Raw genomic sequence first — 24,687 nt, 5'->3', positions numbered from 1 at the left:
GGAGACAGCTTTTTTATTTTATCTGCTATTATGGAAACATGGTCGCCGAGCGACTGAATTCTTTAGCACCGGCAGAGAGGTCGGGCAACTCCATCACATATTTCATAGCTGTTATTTGCGTATATCAGGGTTGTTGAAATAATTATTTTCTTCTGAATGAAAGGCAGGACTTACTCCGTTATAAATGGTGAGTACACCATTGCGGCCATCCTGGGCAATGCCATTGCGCGTGTGGGCGGATTTATTCTCAAAATTTTCATTTTCTATGGTTAGCCTGATGGTGAGTGCCCCTTTTTTCCAGACATACACAGCTCCTTCAAAAGAGTCTTTTTTTACCAGCTTCTCTTTGCCAAATTGTTCCGTCAGTGCTTTTTTCAAATCCAACACATCTTCATCTTTAAAAACACCGGCTTTTACTTTGCCTTTAGGGCCATCATTTCCCACGTCTGCTATTACAATTAAAGGTTTGCCGGTTGTATCTACTATAAAACAGGGCATTTGCAGCGGCACCGAAAAGCAGGAGATCACTGGCTGTATTTCCTCTTTCTCCCAATTGATACCATACTCCGGCTCTATAAGCCTTAAAACAGTGTCGGGCAATTTTTCGCCATACAGCTTGACCCTGTAATTTTCAGCATTTTTTATCTCATTCTGCTGAAACGGAATCTTTTTCGATGTAAAAATGTCTTGTGGCTTTTGTTGAAGTAAATCCAGTAGAGAAAGAGTTTGTCCTTTGGTGGAGCATCCTGATAACAGCAAAAGGGAAAAGGCAAAGCAAATGGTATAGGTTATACGCATGAAGTTTGGTTTTTTAAGGAATAAGTTCGGCGCTATTGATTATTGGTAGCAAATAAAATAAGTTGCCCTTTGTCATTGGTAAGTGTCCATCTGGATTGTCCCGATTCCATGCTTTCGCTATAGGATAATTGAGTGTTTGCATCCCATGAAGAAAGTAATAGTTTTTCCTTCCCGTCTTCTATTGCATAAAAACAATAGCCATAATTCACAAACGAATCTGGTGCTGTGGCGTTCATGTAGGTGCTGATTGGCTGCAGCTTTGTTTTTTCAGGCAGGGCCATTTGTAATAACGTTCTGGTGAAATAAGTGGTAGACAACGTCTGGCTTTGATAATACACATCCGAAGCATATGCTTCGCCATTCAGGGCAGGAACTGTATTGTTAGCAGCTGGTTTGTAAATGCGTATAAATGCGTTTACAGGAGTGGCATCTGCCCAGGTGGCGCTTCTATACCTGGCATCGGATAGCAGACGGTCTGCTACTCTTACCTTTTTGCTGATGTTTGCTACCTCGCCATTGTTGCCGGTGACTGCTAATGCTATGGTGTAGTTGCCGGCTGCAGTATAAAAGGATACGGTGTCTTTTTGATTACTGGTTTGGGTATTGCCAAAATCCCAGGCATACGACACCGCATTTTTAGAGGTGTTTTGTGTTTTAAACTTAAAATAAGTGGGAAGTACAAACTCTTCGTTTACATAAATATCCACATTGGAAAGCCAGAAATCAGCAGTGGGCGCAGCTGGTGTGTTGTCTTTACTTTTTTTACAGGAAAACAATAGTGCCGGGAATAAAAGGGCGGAAATGATTTTTTTCATGAATCTGACATTTTAGTATAGGTCAATACTATTGGTTATAAAGCAATCGCAGGGAGGTGAGCAAATGTATTGGAATTTTAATAAATGTCATTTATTTTGTCGCTTTTCCTGACATACGTAAGAAAAACAGGCTATGGTCATTTTTTAACCTGGCGTTTTTCCGGTTTGTAACAGGTATATTTCTTTTTTCTCTTATTATTTTTGAAAGTTGTTTAAGGTAGCGTTCTATGAAAAAAATATGGACATTATGCATGGTTGTGTTTGCCACAACCGTTTGCGGTCAAGTGGTACAGAAGAAAAATCCTGCTGATTTTGTGCCTAAAGGGTATGTGTTTTTTGAAAAGGTAACCGGTGACCTGGATAAAGACAGTTTAGAAGATTGTGTACTTATTATTAAAGGAACCGATAAAAGCCGGTTCGTGAATGATGAGTATCGTGGAAAGCTGGACCGTAATCGCAGAGGGGTGATGGGAGGTATGGCTATTGGGAATACACATTCAGATATCAACATGCTGGGTTTGAGCTAATTGGTTATGATGCCACCGATGGAGGGGCTGTTATCGATGGAGAAACCAGTATTAACTTTTCTACCAGGAAGAGAAGGGATAGAGAAAATACCAATAAAGGTTGTGAGTCTGGAGAGGAAAAGTTTAAAGAAACCTGGCAGACTATTCATATAAATAAATTACTCAACTTATCGGAAATCAAAGATTTTGATGAGTTAGATATGAATAAATATTAGTTGAGGTTTTGTATATTGCCGGCCGTAAAAAAATGAGCTACCTATTACACTAACAGCTGGTGAGTGTGCTCTTATTGAACGAATCATTTCACCTCTATAACACTATAAACCTTGAAATTAAAAACACATCCCCACCACTTATTTTTAATTGCAGCTATCGGTTTTATTATAGCCGGACATGTTTTTTTTGGAAGCTACCGTGTATACGACAACTACTTTTCTCATTCCGGTATGCAGCCTGCTGTCCTGTATAGCTGGGAAATTGCTGGTGGTCTTATTCTAGGCTGGATAGTGTATCAATGTACCAGGCGATGGTTGTTTTCCAAAAGGAGAGTTACTGGATGAGCATTTCAGGCAGGCGTATGATCAATTGCCGGATACACTGATTCATTTGTGGTTTGGAGATCGATTGTATTGTACCGATCCCATGGTGGTAGCCGTTCCGGAAGGGGGCATTGGTACGGAGGAACATGTTTATAGCTTTTTTTCCGAAAACATAAACGAAGCAGGCATTGAGTAGCGTAGTAAAACAGCTGATCCACGTTTTGCTCATCTTTTTACTTATCTGAAACTGGCAGAACAGGGGAAAGCAGCATTTCCGCACTTTTCGCAACTTTTGAATATAAACAGGGGAGAAATGATGGAGGCTAACGTTTTTGATACGATGTATGGCCAGTATTTTTCCGGTCTTTTATATGACATGCCTTATGTGGCAAAATATCGGGTGAGGGAGTTTTTACATAGTGAGGATGGGAGGGAATTTAATTTTGTTAAAGGCCGTCAGAACGAATATCCATGTGCGCTACAGGGTAGTTTTACTGGTAAGGATATGGAGGAAGTGGTTTGTGTGATGAGTAACGAACACTATTTTGCAGGAGATGCATACAGGCAGATGATATTGGTTTTTGCATGCAATGAGGGTGGAGATTACCGTTTGATTTATAAGGAGAGTTTTCGCGAAGTGATACAGGTAGGAAGGGTGTATCCTGATGCAGAAGAAAGGTGGGATGCCGATGTGTACCAGGATTCGGAAGAAAAGCAGCCTCTGCCATTTGATGGCGTTCGCATTAGACGAGCCGGGCTACCGGATATTGTGCTGGTATATAATCAATCACTGGATAGCATGGGTCGTTACGTGCAGCTGCCTTTGTCGGAGTTAAAGGAAGGGAATGAAGGCAAAGGCAATGAGGATAAGCGGGTAGCCTTATAGTCGCATTGCTTTAAAGTAATTTATGGAGGCTTCGTTTACTTTAGCTAAATTGCTGTATAACGCTGTTTGTTTATGAAAAACAACCTTACGCAAAAAATAGCTGCATCAGCAGACAATGTGAAAGCGTCTTCTTTAGCGAGTAACAATCCTTTGCAATTATTAGCGAGGCCTAAAGGCAAGGGTAGTAATCCTTTCCAGTTGCTGGCAGATGCTGTATCCAGGTATCCTTCTTCCAATAAGCAAGTGATGCAAATGAAGCACGAATTGGGGCCTGACAATGGCGACTGGAAAAAGCCTGCCGGTTTTGTATTGGATGATGCTTTTGGTGCAACGCTTGGCAAAAAGGGGTTAAACTATGGGTATAAAATGGGCAATGATAATTCGCCTGTTCTTGCATCCAGTCAGCTATCAAAAGCCAACGCCGGTAACATGTTAAGGCCTAAAGGAAAGCAGGCTTTTGTTGAGAAAATAGAAAAAAATGATAGCAGGGATCAGCCTTACATAGATCAGTATGGTTATGTAGGTTCGCAGGAGCGGGCTGTTTTTGGCAGAGAACGTATACAAACCTATGATGGGGGACACCTGATAGGCCACCAGTTTTTTGGCAAAAAAGCAGATGTGCATGGTAACCTCGCCCCGCAGCATAACCAGTTTAACCAGCTTTCCTGGCGTTTGTTTGAAGAAATTGTTCAGGAAGGTTTTTACAATCCTGGTAATAAATATAGTTCCGGTGCCTATGGAGAGGAAGTGAAAGTGGATGTGTCTTTAACTTACAGTCCGGATACTTACCAGCGCAGTTTGTTAGAATTGCATAAATCAGGTGTTATAGATGATGATCAGTATGATTGTATCAAAACCGATACGCCAATGAAAGATACAGATCAGCTTACCTTCACCAGTTTTGTGCCCGTTACCTGGTCGGGGAAGGCAAAAGCTACAGATCCGCTGGCTAAGTCCCAGATAACCTCCAGGCCACATAAAGGGGGATATGCCTATAATATGCAGCAAACAAACAGTGATGTAGAGGGGATGGTTGGTGTGGATTCTGATGATGAATATATGCCCGCTTCGCAGGAAACCCATGGAGCATTGGGAAATTCCATAATAGACCTTACGGACTCCACATTAACCTTTGGGGGTAATAACGAAGAATCTTTTTATGGAATTCAGTCTGTGCCACGCGACCTGAGCAAGCAGAAGGCGGCTACTCTTAAAGATTATTATTATTTAAATAAAAGCAAGAATGGAAGTATTAAATCTACCATTCTTAAAATGATTCCCCCTAATCTGTCGAAGCCTGTATCTATGACGCATTTGAAGACATTAGATATTAAAAAAAGTCCTACAGTCCTGGAAGCAGAAGATGATCAGTTTGCTGAGCTGGTAGACAAAATTGGCCATAAAACAGTATGCAAGCAATTAGTGTTTAAATTGCAAACCTCAACAATGCCTACCAATAAAGAGGAAACGAAAAAGTTTTTAACCAAGGTAGCCATCGCTTCTGTTATCAAGCCGGGTACACCTAAAACTAAATTCCTGAGTTTGTGGACGGATTCAAATTTTGGTATATAAAAAAATGCAGATAGGATAAAGGAGGCTGTCAATGTAAGACAGCCTCCTTTTTTTGTACTCGTTCCGTCTTAAGTGAATGTGATGGATTCACTCGCATAAGTGATAGTCAGAATGACTGGCAGGGATGGCAAAGCAATCGTTCGTTGATAGCATATTGGATTGTTAACGAACGCGTTTAATAGGCATAAAGTCAGTAAATGTGGTATCTGTGCTGATGTAGCCGGGTTTTACCGGTTCTTGTTTCATCAGGTCGGTACTTAAATATTTTTTATTGCTGTCGGGCAATAAGGTTACTACGGTAGCATCCGTGCCCATTTGTTGTTGCAGTTGAATAGCGCCGATAACATTAGCGCCGGATGAAATGCCTACGGCCAGGCCCAGCTCTTTAGACAGCTTTTGCGCCATCAGTATCGCATCGCCATCGTGCGCCTGCACCACAGGGGCTAATTGGTTCAGCTTTACTATTTCTGGGATGAATTCATCAGATATACCTTGTATACGGTGGCTGCCTACTTTATAACCGGTGGTAAGCGTAGGGCTTTCAGCCGGTTCCAGCGGGTGTATGTTAATGCCGGGGTGCATGCCTTGTAAATAACGGCCGGTGCCCATTACAGTGCCACCGGTGCCTACGCCGGCAACAAATGCATCGGGCCTGCGATCGATAGAGGCGAGTTGCTGCCATATCTCCGGCCCGGTGGTTTGATAGTGGGCTTCTGTATTCCATTCGTTTTCAAACTGGCGGGGCAGGAAGTAGCCACTGTTGCTGGCACAAAGTGCTTCTGCTTTTTGTATGCTGCCGAGGAAGCCGCCTTCTGCCTTGCTTACTTTTTGTATTGCTGCGCCCAGGCTACTGATAATGTCAAAGCGTTCTTTGCTTAACCAGTCGGGCATCATTATAATTACTTTATGACCCAATGCTTTGCCTATGGCGGCGAAGGCTATGCCTGTGTTGCCGCTGGTGGCTTCTACAATGGTGTCGCCGGGTTGTATAGTACCATTTTTATAAGCTTCTGTAAGAATATGCAAAGCCATCCGGTCTTTGATGCTGCCGGTGAGGTTGTAGTGTTCACACTTTACGTAAATCTTCCCTTCACGCCCCTGGTAGGTGTAGTGAATTTCGAGCATAGGCGTGTTGCCTACGAGGTGCCATAAATTGCTCAGCTTTTGCGGAACGGCAGTGGTGGGATGTACGAGTGTTGTTTCCATCGTCTTTTTGTTTGCTTGTAGCAACAAAGCTTGGAAACATTGTTTAATTTTCGGATGACTGGCAAAAAGTCCGTAAATAATTCGGAAATGGCACTCTCTGGCCGAAAATAAAAACGTTTCTTCTTTTCTATATAACAAAAAGCCGTAATTTTTACACCCGAAAGGTTCGATCATGAAAACAGGTGTAGACGAAACCGATATCGAAATACTAAAACTGCTGCAAAAGAATGCTGAGCTTACCAATAAGGAAATAGCTGCGCAACTGCATAAAGCCGTAGCTACTATACACGAGCGTGTTCGCAGGTTAAAAGAGGAAGGCTATATTAAAAGGGTGGTGGCGATACTGGATCGCAAACTGATTGATAAAAGCCTGATTTCCTTTAGCCAGGTGCAGCTAAACGATCATACAGCCGAATCACTGCAGAACTTTGAAAGGGAAGTAGCAATGTTTCCGGAAGTGATGGAATGTTTTCAGATGACGGGGCAGTTCGATTTCATTTTGCGTATTGCCACTTCTGATATGGAAGCTTATACCAGTTTTTACCGGGAGAAGCTGGCGCGATTGCCCAATATTACTACAGTGCAAAGTTTCTTTGTGTTGTCGGAGATAAAGAGCGATACGGCTTATCCTTTGTAATGAGGTTTGCGGACGCTATTCCCTGCCAGATTGTTTTTTATTTATCTTAGAGACATGAACCAGTTTACACTTTCTCCCGGTCAGGCACGCAAGATTATATTGCATGCCGCAGGTTTATCTAAACGTGGTCAATTTGGAAAGGGCCCGGAAGCGGTGTATAAGCTGATTGATCATCTTGGCTTTGTGCAAATAGATGCCAACTATGTGGTGGAGCGTGCGCACCATCTTATCATTGCCGCACGTATTCCTGATTATAAACCGGAATGGCTGGAAGAGTTGCAGGCAGATGGCCGCATCTTTGAATTCTTTATTTCGGATTCCAGCTACATGCCCATGCATGATTTTCGTTTTTCCTTGCCTGTGAAAGAAGGCTTTCAATCCAAAAGACCTGCTTTAACAACGGCCGAAATCAATTTAATGAATAGTGTGCTGGATAGAATAGAAAGGGACGGCCCACTGACTATAAAAGATTTTGATAACGATAGGCAGGAAGCGAGTACGGGGTGGTGGGATTGGCGTCCTGCCAAGGTAGCGCTGGAACGTTTATATTTTGATGGAAGCCTGATGACCACGAGGAAAAAGGATTTCAATAAAATATATGATCTGCCTTTGAATCTGTTGCCGGATGATGTGGATAGAACGATGCCTGCGCCGGAAGAATTTGCCCGGCACATTATCAGGCGCTGTTTACAATCTATGGGAATAGCTTACGTGAAAGAAATTCACTGGCGTGCCCGCAGGGCAAAGACCAACCTGGTGAAACAGGAGATACAAAAGATGGTGGCTGAAGGGGAGGTGTGTGAGGTAGCTATTGAAGGGTTAAAATCAGCGCCGCTGTATATGTTGCCGGTGTACAAAAACAAGAAGATTACGCTGAATGAGGATGCTTTTATTCTTTCGCCTTTTGATCCATTGAATGTATTCAGGCACAGATTAAAAGATTTTTTTGATTTTGATTACCAGGTCGAGTGTTTTGTTCCCGAGCCTAAACGTAAGTACGGCTATTTTTCATTACCGGTATTATTGGGCGACACTTTTGTGGCCCGCATGGATTCTAAGGCTGACCGGAAGAAAAGTATCTTAATTATTCACAACCTTCATTTTGAACCGGTGAAACTTAGTAAAGAGGATATTCTTAAAATAGGCAATGCTATTAAGGCTTTTGCTACGTTCAATAAATGCCGGGAAATAACCATTACCAAATGCAATAGTAAACAATACGTCAAAGATATTAAGGGTTGTTTTTAATGCAACAGGCAGCCTGTAAACATTGAGCCATTTGATAATCTGATAATTATGAAAAACGCATCCAGAAGGAATTTTTTAATCACCGCAGCTGCACTTACAGCAGGCGCTGCTGCATCAGCTATGCCACTTGTAACTATGAAAGCAAATGAAACCGCGAAGTATCCTGTAGTGCATCATGTATTTTTCTGGCTTAAAAATCCGTCCTCCACCGAAGACCGGGAAAAGCTTATTGCAGGAGTAAAAACATTGTCCAAAATAGAAACCGTGCGTGCGTTACGGGTAGGAGTGGTGGCCAGTACCGAAAAGCGTGAGGTGGTGGATAACAGTTGGGCGGTATCAGAACTGATCTTTTTCAGTGATCTGGAAGGGCAGGCTACTTACCAAACGCATCCTATACACCTGGAGTTTATTAAAAACTGTAGCCATTTATGGGAGAAGGTGATTGTGTATGATGCGGTAGATGTGTAGATAACCCATTGCATTGAAAAGCCCCGCAATTTATAACTACGGGGCTTTTTCAGGCATTGTCACTGCAACAGCCTCCTTTGTGTGGTTATTAAAGTCCCAGCCCACCATCACAATGCAGTACAGTGCCTGTTATATAAGTATTGTCTATTAAACATGTAATTGCTTCTGCCACTTCTTCGGGTTTTCCTACCCGGCCTACCGGTATTTGTGTGGCATATTGTGCAAAGGCTTCCTGTTTGGCTTCTTCCGGTAAAAAGCTCCACCAGTTGGTGTCGGTAACACCTGGTGATACGGCGTTTACTCTTACCGGTTTCAGTTCTTTCGCCAATATGGGTATCATCAGTTCCAGTCCGCCGTTTAAAGCAGCCAGTCCGGATGTACCAGGCATTTTTGCGGTAGCTGAAGTAGCAGTGATGAGGGTAATGCTGCCATCTTCTTTTATAGAAGGTAATGCCGCCTGCAAGGTGTTGAGATGTGGCCAGAATTTTCCCTCAAAGGCATCCCGAAATTCAGATAAGTTCAATTTGGCAAATGGTCCCGCTCCCTTAGCGCCACTCAATGCAATTACCAGGTGATCTACCCTGCCTTGTTGTTGAAAAAAAGTATCCAGTTCGTCCCGCTTGCTGCTGTCCAGCACCACCGCCTGTATATTAGCATGCGCAGCAGCTGCTACCTTGCATTTTGCCTCATCTCTACCCGTAACGGTTACTAAAGCGCCTTTCTCTGCTAATAAAATAGCTGTTGCCAGTCCTATACCGGAAGTGCCACCGGCAATAATCACTTTTGCCTGCCTGTTTGTTGCTTTCATATGTATTTGTTTTTACCATACAAAAGTCCGCCACCAGCGAGGTTTCATCATTGACCGGTTTATGCTTTCGCTTAACCGGTTTATGCTTTTTCCCTGAAATCCTGTGGTGTGATTCCTGCCGCTTTTTTAAAAAAACGGCTGAAAGCGGCCGGTTCACTGAAGTTCAGCTGAAAGGCTATTTCAGATACCGGAGCATCTGTATAGCGCAATACTGCTTTTGCTTCCCGCAATAACATTTCTGTAATGGCATCAGATGCAGTATTACCTGTAGTTTCTTTAATCACTTTATTGAGGTGATTGGCTGTTATGGCCAGCATGCCTGCATACTCTGCCACCTTTCTGTTGGTAAGAAAATGCTGGCTCACCAGTTTTAAATAGCGGGTGGTGAGGTAATTGTTATCCCTGATATTTGTTGCCACCGCCAGTTGTTGCCTTTCATAGCTCCGTTTGGCTTCCAGCAGCAATAAGTATAAATACAACCGGATGGCTTTTTCCCTGCCGGTTTTGCGGCTTTGCAGCTCTTCATTCATCTGTAATACAAACTGTTCTACTTTACGCATCTCTTCTGCATTCATGCTGAAAAAAGGTACACCTGTATAATCAAAGAAAGGGAATACCTCTGTAAGCGTTCTTTCCTGTACCAGCTCTTCCAGGAAGCTACCTGTGAACAGTATATAATAGCCGAACAGATCATCGCTGATGTTCTTCTTGGAAAACACCTGGTTGAGTGTGGTAAAGCACAGACTACCAGGCTGAAGATTAAAATGCTCCAGTCCCAGCTGTACATCTACTGTGCCGCTAATGGTAATGCTGATTCGGTAAAAAGCAGATTTCAATGGCCCCATTGATGATTTTACACCCACGCTGGAATACATTTCAAACCCCGGTATCATCCATTGCTTATCCAGCTTATTGCAGCCAAAATCTGTATGCTCATTTTCCATACGGTGCAAAGGCCTGAACCCTTCCAGGGCGTAGCTGGGTATTTCCGCTTTTGGTTTGCTGTTTTTCCTGCTCATATAACTACCGGTGATTAGTAGAACGATAAATCAAATAAAGCTTTTTTCTCCCATTTTTCAACGATGTAAGTTCAAATTTGCCAGGCCGAAGATGCTTATAGTGTCAGGTGCAGCTAAGTGGTGATATAAGAAAATTTCCATTGCACATGCCAGCATGTCAATACTTACATGCAGGCATGTGCTTATGGAAAGAAAGGTGATGGTCGAAAAAAATATAAAAAATTTCTTACGCTTTGCGGGTAGCAATCTCTTTATGGAGGGCTTTTAATGAATTCAGATTCACTAAGAGTATAGGCAGTGTTGAAAAGTTCACGATGAGTACGGGCAGAAACTTCTTATGATGTAGCATCATGACAATAGCTAATGTCAGTAAAATAGTTGAGGTGAGTATCATGACGACAATCATCGCTTTTATCGTTTTCGCGGTCTTTGTAAGTTCCTCCGTGCTTCTGTCAGTTAATGGTTTGGTTGGCATTTCTTTTTTTCTCAAAGTTTAAACATTTATTTGTGAAAGTCAAGTAATTTGCCATAATTGTAGAAATAAAAAGCCTCGTAATTAAATATTACGAGGCTTGTAAGAAGTGCCCAGAACTGGATTCGAACCAGCACATCCTTGCGAACGCTGCGACCTGAACACAGTGCGTCTACCAATTTCGCCATCTGGGCAGTTCAAGTGGGCGGCAAATGTAGAAAAACTTTTAGGAACAACAAACAAATTATAGGATTTCTATGTATAGTCTCCTGATGTAACAAGGGATTTCATGATTTACCGAAATAGCGTAAATGAATAATTGTATCATTTTATGCTAATTGCTGTATATCAATAGCTTATAGCGTGGCATGTTGTTGGTAATCTGACGTGCTATTATTCACCATACTTACAATTTGTAAAAATGAAAATCACAGTAAAAGACGGCACCGAAATCTATTACAAAGATTGGGGCACAGGACAGCCTATTGTATTCCATCACGGATGGCCATTGTCAGGCGATGACTGGGATGCGCAAATGATGTTTTTCCTGGAGAAAGGTTACCGCGTTATTGCACACGATCGCAGAGGTCATGGCAGATCCAGCCAAAACTCCATCAATCACAACATGGAAACATATGCTGCTGATGTGGCTGAACTGACCAATCACCTCGATTTAAAAGATGCTATCCACATTGGTCACTCAACTGGTGGAGGTGAAGTAATCCGTTATGCTGCTAAGTATGGTAAAGGTCGTGTGTCCAAGGCGGTGCTGGTAAGTGCTGTTACACCTATCATGGTAAAAAGCGAAAGCAACCCGGATGGTGTACCTATGGAAGTGTTTGATGGCATACGTGCCAATGTTGCTACCAACAGGGTGCAGTTTTTCCAGGATTTTACTATTCCTTTTTATGGATATAACCGTGAAGGAGCCAAGATTTCACAAGGGCTGAGAGACAATTGGTGGCGTCAGGGTATGATGGGCGGTATCAAGGCTCATTATGATGGTATTAAAGCTTTTTCTGAATCTGATTTTACAGAAGATTTGAAAAGCGTTGATATTCCTGTGCTGGTATTACATGGTGACGATGACCAGGTTGTGCCTTTTGATGTCTCGGCTGCGAAAGCAATTAAGCTGTTGAAGAATGGTAAACTTATTGCTTATCCTGGTTTCCCGCATGGTATGCCTGCTACAGAAGCAGCAACCATCAACGCTGATATCTTAGCGTTTATCCAGTCGTAATAGTTGTTAAAAGCAGGATGTAACTTACTTGTATATAAAAGGGCATTGCCGTTTACCGTGCAATGCCCTTTTACTATAGTACTGTCGCCTATGAGACTTCTGCTGCCGGATCAATTACGCGGGTCAGGTACTTGCCATCCTGCATTACCCAGGTTACTTCATACCTGTTTTTACCTTCTCCGTTTAACATATAGATATATACCCTTCTTCGGTCTTTTGATCTGAATGCTTTACAGGTAGCCAATATGGGTTTGTTTCTTTTGGTGTATTGACTACAAAATTTCGGGTTGCGGATGCCGGCAATAGCACTATCCGGAATTTTTGCCATGTATTTATCATGATAGATCACGTCAATGTTACCTACATATGTTTCGGTGCCGGTATTTTTTGAATGGATATGAATTAACAGGTCCAGGGCTATTATTGATCCTTGCTCGAAATAAGCAAAACTATCTGAACATCGCTTTAGTACAATTGTCAGCAGTGTTTCCTGTAATGCCTGTTGATTGTTTGTTGTTGCGCTGCCTTTGAGGTTAAATAAGCCAATTTCTCTTTTAATAAGGCTATCCTGTATTTGGGTAAAGCTTTCAGCGCTATTGGTGGAAAGGGATGACATGGCAGCTTCCTGGCTCAGGCTTATGTTGGTGTAAAACAACAAGGCAAGAAGTGCGGTGGTTACCGGTATTTGCTTCGTCATAAGTTGTAATTGGTTAATAAAGAACTGTGAAATGTCACTATGATAATAAACTAAAACTTGCATCCTGTTATATAGTAAAAACAACTTTATTGATCATTTAACAGTAGGGGACTGGCCTTTTTATAGCAGGGGGGCATTCGTTTTTATTTCAAAACAATAGGCAACCCAGGCGCTAATTTTTTTTCAAAAAAGCTAAATAGTTTTTGGTAGAAATAAAATGAATTCTATATTTGCACTCCCAACGACAACGCAACGGGTTGATTCTGAGGGAATAGTTCTTTAGACCTGAATTTTTTAGACCTGATTCTTTAATGCCCAGATGGCGAAATTGGTAGACGCACTGTGTTCAGGTCGCAGCGTCCGCAAGGATGTGCTGGTTCGAATCCAGTTCTGGGCACTTGATAGCCTTACAAGTCATTGATTTGTAAGGCTTTTTTATTTTCGCGAGTGTCGGATTTTCCTGCTTTTTAGCCCTTTTTCCCACTATTTACGACACTCAAATGACACTCGCAATGACACTCAAAATTGCAGGCACTCCACCGGAACACAACCGGAATCTAACCAAGAGGTTTTTGTATCAAAAACGGGTTGAAAAGGCATATTTGACACCCGGTTTGACACACCCCATGACACTCGCTGCTGGCAGTGAAAGCCAAGCCTATATGGCAGTTCTGCCATTTTGTACAGGGTGGTTTTCAAAATTATTTTCAAGATTGTTGTTCCCGCTTTCTCTCGCAAACTTTCACTTGCTGGTAACAGGTTTTAATCAGACTAATTTTACTGTTGGCATGGCACACTCATTGGACTTCTCTCCCGTAACCTTTAAAAAAGAAATCCTATGAACATTGGAGAAAAGCTCAATAAGAAAGGAGACAAGATCTATTTCTTTTATGATTTAGGTCGCGGCCCCGGACAGCGACCTTCTACCGGGGTATTTATTTATGCCAACCCGCAAAACCAGATTCAAAAGAACTTCAACAGAGAAGCACTGAAGATACTGGAGACTAAAAAGAGCCAGTTAACTATTGAGCAGCAGGCGGTAGGTACACCGATTATCCCCGCTCATAAGTTCAAGGCAAACTTTGTTGAGTATTTTGAGGACTATATCAAATTAAATAAACGGGAAGGCAACCGGCATCTGGCCTGCTGTCTTACCAAGTTTAAGGCTTATATCAAAAGTGATTTTATTTCACCGGTAGATATTACGGAAAACTTTTGTAAACGGTTCCGGCGGCATTTGCTGGATACATTGACTGGCGAAACTCCGGCTAACTATTATGCACGTTTTAAGTGGGTGGTAAAGGCTGCTACTAAGGATGGATATTTCAGGAATAACCCGACAGAGGATATTCCGGCTGTACGCAATCCTAGCGCTGCTTTGAAGGAACACCTGGAATCAGAGGAATACGTTGCCTTACTTAACACTCCCTGTTTTAACCAGCAGGTGAAGCTGGCATTTTTGTTTAGTTGTTATACCGGGCTGAGATGGGTGGATGTGAAAAGGCTGGAATGGCAGGATCTACAAGGTGGCACATTAATTACAAGGATCATACAGCAGAAAACCGGCAAGCCTGTGGTGCTTACCCTGCACCCTATAGCCCTTGCTATTTTGGAAGAGATAAAACAACTATCCCTAAGTAAGACAACTTCGACCAATAAAGTATTCAGCCTGCCTACAGCTAATGGTGCCAATAAGGTGTTGGGAGAATGGATTAAACGGGCTGGTGTCAATAAATACGTAACATGGTCTTGCGCCCGGTTAAGTTTCTCTATTCTTTTAAAGGATAAGAATGTGGATGATGTGACTATCGCGTATCTCATGGGGCATACCACTACAAGGCAGGTACAACAGACTTACAAAAGGCATAAGCCCAAAGATCAGTCGGAGGCGATCAGTCACTTGCCTTCTTTTAATATTGCGGGTTTCCTTTAAGATGGTAACTTATTTCAGGGTGAGGTAAGTTAAAGCAACAGGGCTATTCGATGATGAATAGCCCTGTTTTTTATGCAGCTCTTAACTTGATGTGCGGGGTTGCAGCCTGCACTGCCGCTGTTTCACCGGACAACATCTTATCTATATCTTCTTTCCTGTAATAGCCACTATTGGTTTTGTAAACGCCATATTCTTCACAGTTCTTAGCGAATTGCGTTCGGCCAAGGTTACAATAAATCAGTGCTTCTTCTGGCTTTAGGAAAGGTTTAAAACAGAGTGCTATTGCTCGCATGATTAGTAGATCGTCACGTTTTATCATATAATATGGTTTAGTATTGAAATTTTACCTTTCATGGGTATCAGATTAGGGGTTAAATTCTTGGGCAAATAGAAACACCACTACAGGAAATCTTGCAGTGGTGGTAAAGCTGGCGTTAATCTTCCTCCTCATCATCATCTTCTTCGTCTTCCTCATTTTCATGGTAGTCGCAGATAATATCTTCGGCTTCATGGATGGCATTCCGCTGTTCTTTTTCGTATTCCACTTCAATAGTGATGTGGCCATCCTCTTCATCTGTGCCTGTAATGCTATTGGTAATTTCGTTTTCCAGTAACACATCGGCTACCCGGATCAGCACATTTACAGGCACCTGTAATTCGCGTTTTGTGATAACTGTTTGCATAAAATAAATGGATTTAGAGGTTATGAAATGATTATTCTGAAAAGTTGAGTTCACGGAACTTTACCAGCGGCACCATAGCTGCCAGCGTAAAACGACAGGCAATGAGGGATGCTTTCCGGTTAAGCGTTAAACGAAAGCGGGTTTTGCCTTTCGGCTTAACATTATAAACAATGCGGTCAAGGTTATGTATGATGTCTTTTACCAGCGCGGTGTAGGGATAATCAGCAGGCAGTTGCCGGTAAGGACGTGCCGCCGCCATATCAGCAAACGAATCCCGCAAAAGCGTTAATGTCTCGTTAGGTATGGAAGGGATATTGCTTAAACGAAGCATGTTTTCCAACAGGCAGCGCAATCGAAGGCTTACCCATTTTACTGGCTGTATGGCATAGGTTCCCCAATATTGGTCTGGGTTTTCAAATACAAATGTGTAGTTATTACTATCCAGGCATTCCTGCACTGCTTCCAGCAGCCGGGAATATACCTGCTGGTAGGGTTGGTCTTGTTGCCTTACCATATAATCTGATTTATCTACATCTGTTTTTGCTTCTGCCGGCAAAACTGTTGGTTCATTACCGTTTAAGGTGTTAGTCTCTGCATCTGCTAACGCCAATCCGTTTCGTTTGTAAAATGCTAACTGCTTGCAGGTATCACTACAATATTTACGGGTGCTCCGTAAGGCTTGCATGGGTGTGCCACAGTATTGACAGGTAGTTGTCATTGATTTCAGTTTAACGGTAAATGATTTTGTTAATAGTCGATGGCTTCATCCTGTGGAGTGCCTTTAACGTAATAATTGTAATCACCCAATATGCCAATGATGTTTTGTAAGGCTTTCTGGTGTTTAGGGTTACCCTGTTGGTGGGTGATTTGTACCAGCAGGGTGCTTTCCTGCTCATTGATGCCTTCTACCTGCCAGTGTAGACGGTTATTGAACAGGATGCGGATGATGTCCAGTAAAACATCAATGGGAATAGTGTGTGAACTGGTTGTAGCCGGTTTGTTAGCACTTTGCATGGTGATGTGTTTTTTAAGTTCTTAATCCATCAGCGAGAGACCGGTTGCAGTATTATGGTTATCGCTAATAGCTTTGTGTTGGTCTTGTTGATTCCGCTTCTTCCACTTCTTCTCCTGTTTTTTCAGTCTTGCTTTTTCAGGGTCCTGGGCTTGCGGTGACGGGTGCTTTTGTGTATATAACCAATAAGCCAGCAGGCAGAGGCCCGCTATAACGATCAGCGGATGAGTCAATAACTTATACCATGGTTGTAATCCCTCCTTTTCTGTGGGTAATATACCAGATAGGCGGTTTAACAGGTCCTGCGGAGCTATAGGCGTTCTGAGGGCTTTCTCCCTTGCCGCTGCTGGATCAGGTGGTACTTGTTTTGAGTCAGGTGTTGTTGTTGACATACAGGTTGGGTTTACCGGTAAACGGAGTTAATTTTTTACGTTTACCGTTCTGTATGCAAAGATGAGAATAGAAAGAGGGCTGGTATCCCCCTATAGGGATACCTATGTTTTAAAAATAGTTAGTAGGCTTCAATTGAGGATACCGTTTAACGATAAACTGTTTGTATTAGCGGTAAGCAATAGTTGTTATTTCCTGATCCCTTTAGCATGCTGCCGAATATCTTCATCAATAAGGGCAACAGCACTGTCCAGGTGAAGATCTGTGAAGTAAGGGCGAATATATTGAAGGTCTGCCAACAACTGTGCGCCTGCTTTGTGATCGGGTATTTTAGCGTATTTCTTATAGATGTCTGAATTTTGCAGGCTGGTAAACTTTACTCCTGTCAGCAGGTGCGCCAGTCTTACTACATCACTGATATTGCCATTATCCCGGTGTTCTGTCTGGAACCCTGCTTTGAGCAGGTAATATAAGGTGAGCAATTGCCGGTAGCGGGTTGCCTCTTTATCCGGTTCTTCTGTAGCAGGTGCAGTTATAGTTTCTACGTCAAGCCCCTCCGGCTCTTTTTGCAGGTAAAGAAAATGAATGGCCCGGTCCAGCACGTTTTGACAAAGTTGGAGAAATTGACTGATTTCATCTGCTGATAAGGATTGTTCAGCTCCCGGAAAGCTATTGAATACCTCACTGGAATAAATTTCTTTCTGCGCCAGCACGGTATCGTAGTGAAAATAGGCGTGAAAGCTCTTGCTCACGTAAGGCTTAAGGGTTTTGCCATAGCGTTTGAGTAACGCTAAATCCTTTGCTTTGTACTGATGCCAGAATTGATCGCTATGAGCACTCTCCTGCCGGGCCAAATGTACAAGGCTCAGCAGGTGTTCGGTAATTTCCAGTTGTTGCAATAAGGTGTAGTGCTCCATTATTGCCTCATAGTCATGCTGGAATTTTTGTAGCAGTAGAGGGGCTACATGGTTGCGGGGTGGGTTTAAGGGAGTTTCTTTCGTAGGCATGCTACTAATATAATAAAAACTGGTAATAATTCCTCCTCCCTTATTTGCCGGGTAGCTTATCCCGGCGTGTTTCTCTCTTCCTCTTTTGTGAAGGACAAGAACACCTTTGTGGCTTTTACGATTGCAGGATCATTGGTATGCAGAAAATCGTTTACCGATACGTGGTTAACGTAAAACTGAACCAGTGCCTGCAAGGTACATTGGGTAATTTCCGTAAGAATATAGCTGTCGTGCGTGTGGCGCAGGGTAAGTTGCTTTTTCATATGGTTAATATTTATTGCCGGTTATTGTGTTTGTCCAGTTGCTGATACCATTCCTTGATCAGGGCTGTACAGCTTTTTGTATGAACTGCCTCGCTTATCAGCGCGATTGTCTTTTGAGTATAGTATATACATATTTCTCTTTTAACCTTATCCGGGATCGCCTTGATGTGGATTGTATGCGTATAGGCAGCAAACACCGATGTGGCTAAAGAGTAAATATCTTCTTCCTCGTTTAATACATAGGAGACAATCAGGATATGATCTATCCAGAACTGGATAGCTTCCTGCTCATCCACTCCCAGTTGCTTACAAGCCATTTGGAATGTTGCTGGCAGGAATACTTCTATTGTCATGTTTGGCCCTGATCTATCGGGATTTCCGTATGGGCGGTTAGGCTGTCGTATCATGTGTAGTTGTTATAGGGAATATAATTGGTTGCCTATCCAGTTCTTGCAGCTTTGTCTGGTAAAGGGATTCGGCTACGGACATTAATTCCTTTATCCTGTCTATGAGGATAGCAGCCTTTTCAGCAGGTACAGTATAATCTTCTTTATAGCGGGCATCCGAATAGGCTTTGTTTAACAGGTTGAATAGTTCCGTTTCTTCCCTTGTCAATCGGGGAAAAATAGCAGATGGCTCCATGCTAAAGTTGTCAATCAGGGCCAATAAGCGGGATAGGTTATGGGTAGTTGACCGGTATCCGGTGATTCCTCTTAATATGGCCATGCAGGTATGTTGTGCTGCCTGATGCAGGTTAAATACTGCTTGCTCCAGCCAGTTCTCCTGTTGGCAATCAGTGGCTGTCTTGAAAAACCGTTGGGCAGTCGTAAAACACCGGTTCCACTGGGTGGTAATCCGTGTTTTAATCTCTTCTTTCGCTGGTTCAACGGGCAGTTCTGCTGGAAATGGCCTTCCGCTGCTGTAAACAGGTACGGCTTTACGGTAAACGGTAGTGTCAAAACGGTAACCGAAAGACAAGCCATCCATAAATGCGGCATATTTCTGCACCATACAGGTGATTTCACAGGGTAATGATGCCGCTTGCTGTTCTATTAGCTGGATAAGCTCGTATTCCGGCCGTTTTTCTATATCTGTGGTTAGGATCATCAAGTCGAACGTTGTTGGGAATATCGTTTCCCGGTAACCTTCACCCGGCCAGAAGCAACTCCAATCCTGCATAATGGTAGTACGGGTGCCTAAGCACCAGATCAGTTCCGGTTGCAGAACAAGTAGGATTTTCTCTATCAGCTTTGCCAGTTGTATGACCTGCTGTTTGGAAAGATGGGGTAAATGTGCACGCATAGATACTTTTTTAGGTTGTTTAGATGACGGTTTAGCGATAAACGGGAAGGGTTAACGTAAAAACGGTATTTCCCCGCTCGCTTTGTACAGCAAGAACACCGCCCAAAGCCTGTGCATACTGCGCGCTGAGAAATAGCCCTAGCCCGGTGCCAGCCAGACCATTGTCTAATCTCTCGTATGGCATAAATAAACGGGAGGCTTTATCCGGTGGGATTTCCATGCCCTGATTGATAACCTGTAGAGTGATTATGTTACTTTCCAAGCTACATTTTACGGTAATAACAGTGCCGGGATGGCTGTATTTAAGGGCATTGGAGAGCAGATTTTGCAGTATCTGCCCCAGCTTTACAGGGTCTGTGGTAACCTGTATATTTTCCAGCGAGGGATTCAGTATCAGGCAAACATCCTTTTGTTGCAGGGCCGCAGTCCTTTCCTGTTGGCGAATGACCGGTGTTATCCATGACCGGAAATCAATCTGGCAGTAGGCAGGTGTAATATCCAGTTTACCGTTATGGAATTTTACGGTAGCAAGCATATTGTCCAATATATGTAGGGTATCAAGGGTTGTCGTTTCCAGCGCCTGAAAGAAGGCTTCCGACTTGCTGCCTTCGCGGATATACCGGCAAACCTGGACAGTGCCGGCTACCTGTGTGCGTAGTTCATGGGCAAATATACCGAGGAACAGTTCTATAGTCTGGGGGGCACTTTTCGGGGCTGGCGCAGCCGTGGAAAATGTGGCAATAGTGTTGTTTTCAAATGAGATTGGCATAACTGGCTAGTTTAATGGTGTTAAGGGAGATGGTTGTCCATAATAGCTCCGGTAGAGTATTGCACTACTGGCGGCTGTTTGATACCTGATTCGTGTGGTAAATTACCATCCCCGGGAACCGTACCCCACTAAGCAAGCCTGTGCGTTAACAAAAATTAGTTGTATTTTACCGAATAGTTAACCGGGAATAACCCTTGGTATCTAACCAGCCCGGATGAAGTAGGATACCAAATTATTAGTTTTCAATATCTTTGTGACTATGACAATTACCAGTATGCCTGAAAAAGTACACCAAGGACGCGCGGTAAAACGCCTTAGAGAAATCTTGCATGTTAAACAGGATGTATTGGCTGATGCCCTCAATATCAGCCAGCAGAGTGTTTCTTTATTAGAAACCAAAGAAACCATTGAACCGGAACAGTTGGAGTTGATTGCAAAGACGCTAAAGGTGCCGGTAGATGCGATTAAGAACTTTAATGAGGAGGCGGCTATTTATAATATTCAGCATAATTATGAAGGGGCTACTGCAAACTCTACTCACTTTGGCCGCGATTATTTTAACTGTACGTTTAATCCTATGGATAAGTACATAGAGGCTATAGAGGAAAATAAAAAATTATACGAAGCTTTATTGAAAAGTGAACGAGACAAGATTATCTTACTAGAAAAGCTTTTGGGAGAAAAGAAGAAATAACGCGGGATTGATATGATATTATAAGTCACCTACCGAAATAGGTGGCTTTTTGTTTATATAATAAACACCTTGACAATGAGAAATATATTTCCTAATTTTGACACAATTGTCCAAAATATTTTGTCAAATGGAATCCTTTGGTAGTTATATTCGGCTATATCGGGATGCAAAGCGGTTACCGCTTCGAAAAGTTGCAGCTTATCTTGATATAGATACTTCGACACTCAGTAAAATAGAAAGGAATGAACGTTCAGCGTTACCTGAGTATTTAAAACCTCTTTCCGAAATTTTACAAATAAACCTTAAGGATATTCAAGCTAGGTTTATTGCTGATAAAATAAATAAAGATTTTGGGGAAATGGAATATTTACCTGAAGGGCTAAAGATGGCTGAAAAATATATTAAAATACCTGCAAAGGAAATGAAGTAATAAGATGTCGACAAAGTTTTTCACTAACGAAAATGAAAATACGCTTCTAAATAAAATTGAAGGCATATTCAAATATCGAAATATCTACTTTTTTGATGCGCTGGTTGGTTATTTTCATGCATCAGGATATTTCCGAATCAGGAAATTTATAGAAAAAAGTGATGAGATAAGAATATTGGTGGGGATTAATATTGATAAGATGATTCACCAAGCCTATCAACAAGGATTATTGTTTGATGGCGACATAGAACGTGCACAAGAAGACTTCTTCAATCAAATCAAAAAAAATATTCAAACTGCTGAATATGATCAAGATGTAGAACGAGGAATGACACAATTAATACACGATATCGTAACTAAAAAAGTTCTAATAAGAATACACCCTAAACAAAATATCCATGCTAAAATTTATATTTTCCGAGAAAAAGAAAAACATAGTCATGGGTACGGCGCTGTTATCACAGGATCCAGTAACTTAACTGAAGCTGGACTCAGCCATAATTTCGAATTCAATGTTGAACTTAGAGACAATTCCGATATTGAATTTGCAAAGGAGACCTTCGAAAAACTGTGGAAGGAATCAACGCCTGTAGCGGAAGAATACATTGAAAGGTTAACAAAGGAGACCTTCCTTAATGCTACTTTTACACCTTATGAAGTATATTTAAAGTTCCTTGTAGAATATTTTGGTAAAAGCATAGATTTTGATCCGAATTCTATAACAGATTTACCAAAAGGCTTTAAGAGATTGACCTATCAAATTGATGCAGTAAATGATGGGTATTCGAAAATGATAAAGCATAATGGATTCTTCTTAGCTGATGTTGTTGGATTAGGAAAAACTATTGTATCTACATTGATTGCGAAGAAATACTTCTATTCAAACGGATTCCCAACCTACCGCTCAAGAACATTAATAATAGTACCTCCTGCGCTGAAAGAAAATTGGGTAGAGACAATAGATAAGTTTCACTTAGATAATGTTGAGATCATCACTAATGGAAGTTTACATAGAATTAATAACCCAGATAAATACGATCTAGTTATAGTTGATGAAGCACACAAATTTAGGTCTGATACTTCTGGAATGTATAATGATTTGCAGAAAATCTGCAAGTCACGAACTAAAAAGATTTTACCAGACGGCAGTCGTGAACTAAAAAGAATTATTTTAGTTTCTGCAACCCCTCTTAATAACAGACCCGAAGACATTGCTAATCAAGTATACCTATTTCAGGACAGCAAGAACTCTACTCTTGAAGTAGGAAACCTTCAGCAGTTTTTTCGACAGCAAATCGATGCATATAGAAAGTTAAGGGATGAAAAGAATTTAGAAAAAGTAAAAGAAGGTGTAAAACATATATATGATAAAATTAGGATAAAAATAATAGAACCTCTTACTGTAAGGAGAACAAGGACTGACTTAACTATTCATAAACAATATGCTCAAGATTTAATCGATCAAGGTATTAGCTTTCCACATGTTCAAAAACCGGAAAAAATATTTTATGAACTAGAGCCACGACTAGATTTGCTGTATGATAAAACAATTCGTTGCTTAAGTCATCCCACAGACGGATTGACCTATAACAGGTATAGAGCCATAGGCTTCTTAAAGCCGCACAGAAAGAATAAATACCAGAAGGCAGATATGATCTCATCCCAGTTGGCTAAAATTATGAAAACCCTTCTGGTAAAAAGAATCGATAGCAGTTTTCATGCATTCAAACAATCATTGGAGCGATTTCTAAATGCGACAAAAGCGATGGTGAGGATGTTCGATAATGGTAAGATTTATATAGCGCCTAATCTTCCCGTATCGGATTATATTAATGAGGGTAAAGAGGAAGAGTTATTAGACTTGCTGCTTAATAAATCTCTAGAAGATCCTACTATTGAAATATGCGAACCCGATGATTTTGAACCAGAGTTTATCGTTGGCCTTAAGAGAGACTATGCTATCTTAATGGAGTTAAATATGGATTGGAGGGGAGTTGATGAAGATCCTAAGTTAGCTCAGTTTGTAATTTATCTAAAAGAAAAGCTATTTAATAAAAAAATAAATAAAGAGCAAAAGCTTGTCGTATTCTCAGAAAGTAAAGAGACTACAGCTTATTTAGAATTAAAGCTTAAAGCTGAAATTGATAAAAGGGTTATTACAGTAGATAGTAAGTCAAGAAAAGAACGTATGCCTGTGATAAGAGCCAATTTCGACGCTAACTATCCATTAATGGAACAGAAAAACGATTACGACATTATATTGTCCACTGAGGTGCTAGCAGAAGGTGTGAATTTGCATAGAGCCAATATCATTATTAACTACGACACTCCCTGGAACTCAACACGATTAATGCAACGTATCGGGAGGGTAAATAGGATTGGATCAAAAGCCAGTGAAATTCATATTTTCAATTTCTTTCCTACTACTAAGGTTAATAGTGATATTGAATTGGAGAAGAAAGCCATCATGAAATTACAGGCTTTTCATGCTGCCTTAGGAGAAGATAGTCAAATATACTCACCTGATGAAGAAACACAAACTTTTGGAATTTTTGATCATGCAATAGAGGAAGATCGTGATGAAAAGCTAATTTACCTCATGTTGCTCAGAGAGCTAAGAGAAAAAGAGCCGGAAATTTTCAAGAAGGTAAAGAATATGCCTTTAAGAGCAAGGGTAGGAAGGAAAAGCAAAATAATTCGAGATAGTACGATTTCGTTTATTCGCGATTCTCGCAGAGATTCTTTTCTATATGTAAAATCCAATAACGAAATTGAGGAACTGACTTTTCTTGAAACAGCAAAGCAATTTGAGGCAAAACGAGATGAAATGGCTTTCAATCTGCATAGTCTTCACCATAAGCAAGTTCAAAAAGCTGTTGAACATTTTTCTAATACCATAGAAGAGGAGAAAGCGCGGGATAAAAAAGTAGATATTACACAGGGTCCAAATGAAAAAAAAGCTTTAGCTTATTTAGATGCATTTTTAAATCTTTCTTTTGCTAATTCTTTCGAAAAAGAGTTGATTCTTGAAGCTAAAGAAGCAATACGAAAAGGGAAGTTTCAAAACCTTCAGCGGGATTTAAACAAATTGCAAAAAGCTGTAAAAAAAACACCTCTTAATCCTGTACTTCTTCTAGAACAGGTGATGGGTATTCTAAGATCATATCCTTTGGAAAGAACCCAAGAAGATATAATTCCAGAAGTGGCTCCATCTATTTTAATCAAAAATTTGAATCCAGATATAATTATCACCGAAAGTTTTACTGTATAAA

Annotated in this window: 29 protein-coding genes and 2 tRNA genes; 13 read left to right on the top strand and 18 right to left on the bottom strand. The window is 41.4% G+C overall.

Annotation, left to right across the window (positions count from 1 at the left end; all coding sequences use genetic code 11):
* Positions 1–111 precede the first annotated feature (111 nt).
* Positions 112–798: a hypothetical protein gene (locus FLA_RS16585; protein ID WP_076381542.1), complete on the bottom strand. Its 687-nt coding sequence runs from the start codon at positions 796–798 to the stop codon at positions 112–114.
* 32 nt (positions 799–830) lie between these two features.
* A complete protein-coding gene (locus FLA_RS16580; protein ID WP_076381543.1) occupies positions 831–1,613 on the bottom strand; it encodes a PKD domain-containing protein in 783 nt (260 codons plus the stop codon).
* A 227-nt stretch (positions 1,614–1,840) separates the two neighbouring features.
* Between FLA_RS16580 and FLA_RS31730 the strand changes: the two genes are divergently transcribed.
* From FLA_RS31730 to FLA_RS16565, 3 genes are all read left to right on the top strand, one after another.
* Positions 1,841–2,140 (top strand): hypothetical protein, encoded by a 300-nt coding sequence (locus tag FLA_RS31730; protein WP_197705797.1) that lies wholly within the window; start codon positions 1,841–1,843, stop codon positions 2,138–2,140.
* Between the two features lie 852 nt (positions 2,141–2,992).
* The gene (locus FLA_RS16570; RefSeq protein WP_096511086.1) at positions 2,993–3,565 is read left to right on the top strand and encodes a hypothetical protein; all 573 of its coding nucleotides are present in this window, start codon (positions 2,993–2,995) and stop codon (positions 3,563–3,565) included.
* 72 nt (positions 3,566–3,637) lie between these two features.
* The gene (locus tag FLA_RS16565; RefSeq protein WP_076381545.1) at positions 3,638–5,137 is read left to right on the top strand and encodes a DNA/RNA non-specific endonuclease; all 1,500 of its coding nucleotides are present in this window, start codon (positions 3,638–3,640) and stop codon (positions 5,135–5,137) included.
* 162 nt (positions 5,138–5,299) lie between these two features.
* On the opposite strand, the gene FLA_RS16560 is transcribed toward FLA_RS16565, so the two are convergent.
* Entirely contained in the window at positions 5,300–6,343 is a 1,044-nt protein-coding gene (locus FLA_RS16560) for a PLP-dependent cysteine synthase family protein (protein ID WP_076381546.1), read from the bottom strand.
* Positions 6,344–6,515: 172 nt separating this feature from the next.
* Between FLA_RS16560 and FLA_RS16555 the strand changes: the two genes are divergently transcribed.
* Genes FLA_RS16555 through FLA_RS16545 form a run of 3 tightly spaced genes read left to right on the top strand, consistent with a single transcriptional unit; the run spans position 6,516 to position 8,696 of the window.
* Positions 6,516–6,980, top strand: a complete 465-nt coding sequence (locus FLA_RS16555) for an Lrp/AsnC family transcriptional regulator (protein WP_076381547.1) — start codon at positions 6,516–6,518, stop codon at positions 6,978–6,980.
* Positions 6,981–7,034: 54 nt separating this feature from the next.
* Positions 7,035–8,228, top strand: coding sequence for a winged helix-turn-helix domain-containing protein (locus tag FLA_RS16550; RefSeq protein ID WP_076381548.1), 1,194 nt, complete (start codon positions 7,035–7,037; stop codon positions 8,226–8,228).
* A gap of 48 nt (positions 8,229–8,276) precedes the next feature.
* Complete coding sequence (locus FLA_RS16545) at positions 8,277–8,696, top strand: Dabb family protein (RefSeq protein ID WP_076381549.1); 420 nt, start codon at positions 8,277–8,279, stop codon at positions 8,694–8,696.
* An 88-nt stretch (positions 8,697–8,784) separates the two neighbouring features.
* On the opposite strand, the gene FLA_RS16540 is transcribed toward FLA_RS16545, so the two are convergent.
* The 4 genes from FLA_RS16540 to FLA_RS16525 form a co-directional block, all read right to left on the bottom strand.
* Positions 8,785–9,504 carry an SDR family oxidoreductase gene (locus tag FLA_RS16540; RefSeq protein WP_076381550.1) on the bottom strand — a complete coding sequence of 240 codons (720 nt, stop codon included), beginning with the start codon at positions 9,502–9,504 and terminating at the stop codon, positions 8,785–8,787.
* A gap of 80 nt (positions 9,505–9,584) precedes the next feature.
* Positions 9,585–10,523: an AraC family transcriptional regulator gene (locus FLA_RS16535; RefSeq protein ID WP_076381551.1), complete on the bottom strand. Its 939-nt coding sequence runs from the start codon at positions 10,521–10,523 to the stop codon at positions 9,585–9,587.
* A gap of 226 nt (positions 10,524–10,749) precedes the next feature.
* Positions 10,750–11,013, bottom strand: coding sequence for a hypothetical protein (locus tag FLA_RS16530; RefSeq protein ID WP_144264132.1), 264 nt, complete (start codon positions 11,011–11,013; stop codon positions 10,750–10,752).
* 92 nt (positions 11,014–11,105) lie between these two features.
* Positions 11,106–11,189, bottom strand: a tRNA-Leu gene (locus tag FLA_RS16525).
* A 227-nt stretch (positions 11,190–11,416) separates the two neighbouring features.
* On the opposite strand from FLA_RS16525, the gene FLA_RS16520 reads away from it, so the two are divergent.
* A complete protein-coding gene (locus FLA_RS16520; protein ID WP_076381553.1) occupies positions 11,417–12,235 on the top strand; it encodes an alpha/beta fold hydrolase in 819 nt (272 codons plus the stop codon).
* A gap of 88 nt (positions 12,236–12,323) precedes the next feature.
* On the opposite strand, the gene FLA_RS16515 is transcribed toward FLA_RS16520, so the two are convergent.
* Positions 12,324–12,932: a hypothetical protein gene (locus FLA_RS16515; protein ID WP_076381554.1), complete on the bottom strand. Its 609-nt coding sequence runs from the start codon at positions 12,930–12,932 to the stop codon at positions 12,324–12,326.
* Positions 12,933–13,245: 313 nt separating this feature from the next.
* Here FLA_RS16515 and FLA_RS16510 point away from each other — a divergent pair.
* The 3 genes from FLA_RS16510 to FLA_RS16500 all read left to right on the top strand — a co-directional run bounded on the left by FLA_RS16510 (position 13,246) and on the right by FLA_RS16500 (position 14,865).
* Positions 13,246–13,329, top strand: a tRNA-Leu gene (locus FLA_RS16510).
* 115 nt (positions 13,330–13,444) lie between these two features.
* On the top strand, positions 13,445–13,774 hold the full coding sequence (locus FLA_RS16505; protein ID WP_144264133.1) for a hypothetical protein: 330 nt from the start codon (positions 13,445–13,447) through the stop codon (positions 13,772–13,774).
* Positions 13,771–14,865 carry a site-specific integrase gene (locus FLA_RS16500; RefSeq protein WP_076381556.1) on the top strand — a complete coding sequence of 365 codons (1,095 nt, stop codon included), beginning with the start codon at positions 13,771–13,773 and terminating at the stop codon, positions 14,863–14,865. The genes FLA_RS16505 and FLA_RS16500 overlap by 4 nt, the downstream gene beginning before the upstream one ends.
* Before the next feature lie 70 nt (positions 14,866–14,935).
* On the opposite strand, the gene FLA_RS16495 is transcribed toward FLA_RS16500, so the two are convergent.
* From FLA_RS16495 to FLA_RS16450, 10 genes are all read right to left on the bottom strand, one after another.
* Positions 14,936–15,184, bottom strand: coding sequence for a hypothetical protein (locus FLA_RS16495; RefSeq protein ID WP_076381557.1), 249 nt, complete (start codon positions 15,182–15,184; stop codon positions 14,936–14,938).
* Positions 15,185–15,299: 115 nt separating this feature from the next.
* Positions 15,300–15,548 carry a hypothetical protein gene (locus tag FLA_RS16490; RefSeq protein WP_076381558.1) on the bottom strand — a complete coding sequence of 83 codons (249 nt, stop codon included), beginning with the start codon at positions 15,546–15,548 and terminating at the stop codon, positions 15,300–15,302.
* Positions 15,549–15,579: 31 nt separating this feature from the next.
* Entirely contained in the window at positions 15,580–16,266 is a 687-nt protein-coding gene (locus FLA_RS16485) for a hypothetical protein (RefSeq protein ID WP_076381559.1), read from the bottom strand.
* A 29-nt stretch (positions 16,267–16,295) separates the two neighbouring features.
* Positions 16,296–16,562: a hypothetical protein gene (locus tag FLA_RS16480; protein WP_076381560.1), complete on the bottom strand. Its 267-nt coding sequence runs from the start codon at positions 16,560–16,562 to the stop codon at positions 16,296–16,298.
* Positions 16,563–16,583: 21 nt separating this feature from the next.
* Complete coding sequence (locus tag FLA_RS16475; protein WP_076381561.1) at positions 16,584–16,952, bottom strand: hypothetical protein; 369 nt, start codon at positions 16,950–16,952, stop codon at positions 16,584–16,586.
* Positions 16,953–17,138: 186 nt separating this feature from the next.
* Positions 17,139–17,957 (bottom strand): hypothetical protein, encoded by an 819-nt coding sequence (locus FLA_RS16470; RefSeq protein ID WP_076381562.1) that lies wholly within the window; start codon positions 17,955–17,957, stop codon positions 17,139–17,141.
* A gap of 56 nt (positions 17,958–18,013) precedes the next feature.
* Positions 18,014–18,220 (bottom strand): hypothetical protein, encoded by a 207-nt coding sequence (locus FLA_RS16465; RefSeq protein ID WP_076381563.1) that lies wholly within the window; start codon positions 18,218–18,220, stop codon positions 18,014–18,016.
* Positions 18,221–18,231: 11 nt separating this feature from the next.
* Positions 18,232–18,573, bottom strand: a complete 342-nt coding sequence (locus FLA_RS16460; RefSeq protein WP_144264134.1) for a hypothetical protein — start codon at positions 18,571–18,573, stop codon at positions 18,232–18,234.
* A gap of 37 nt (positions 18,574–18,610) precedes the next feature.
* The gene (locus tag FLA_RS16455) at positions 18,611–19,522 is read right to left on the bottom strand and encodes a HEPN domain-containing protein (RefSeq protein ID WP_076381565.1); all 912 of its coding nucleotides are present in this window, start codon (positions 19,520–19,522) and stop codon (positions 18,611–18,613) included.
* A gap of 31 nt (positions 19,523–19,553) precedes the next feature.
* Positions 19,554–20,291: a sensor histidine kinase gene (locus tag FLA_RS16450; RefSeq protein WP_076381566.1), complete on the bottom strand. Its 738-nt coding sequence runs from the start codon at positions 20,289–20,291 to the stop codon at positions 19,554–19,556.
* A 259-nt stretch (positions 20,292–20,550) separates the two neighbouring features.
* Between FLA_RS16450 and FLA_RS16445 the strand changes: the two genes are divergently transcribed.
* The 3 genes from FLA_RS16445 (at position 20,551) to FLA_RS16435 (ending at position 24,686) form a co-directional block, all read left to right on the top strand.
* Positions 20,551–20,985 carry a helix-turn-helix transcriptional regulator gene (locus tag FLA_RS16445; protein WP_076381567.1) on the top strand — a complete coding sequence of 145 codons (435 nt, stop codon included), beginning with the start codon at positions 20,551–20,553 and terminating at the stop codon, positions 20,983–20,985.
* A gap of 127 nt (positions 20,986–21,112) precedes the next feature.
* Positions 21,113–21,415: a helix-turn-helix domain-containing protein gene (locus tag FLA_RS16440; protein WP_076381568.1), complete on the top strand. Its 303-nt coding sequence runs from the start codon at positions 21,113–21,115 to the stop codon at positions 21,413–21,415.
* Positions 21,416–21,419: 4 nt separating this feature from the next.
* Entirely contained in the window at positions 21,420–24,686 is a 3,267-nt protein-coding gene (locus FLA_RS16435) for a helicase-related protein (protein ID WP_076381569.1), read from the top strand.
* Position 24,687 lies beyond the last annotated feature (1 nt).

Source organism: Filimonas lacunae, assembly GCF_002355595.1.
Classification (GTDB): domain Bacteria; phylum Bacteroidota; class Bacteroidia; order Chitinophagales; family Chitinophagaceae; genus Filimonas; species Filimonas lacunae.
Note: the sequence above shows the minus strand (reverse complement) of the source record. Positions and strands in the feature narration are given on the sequence as shown.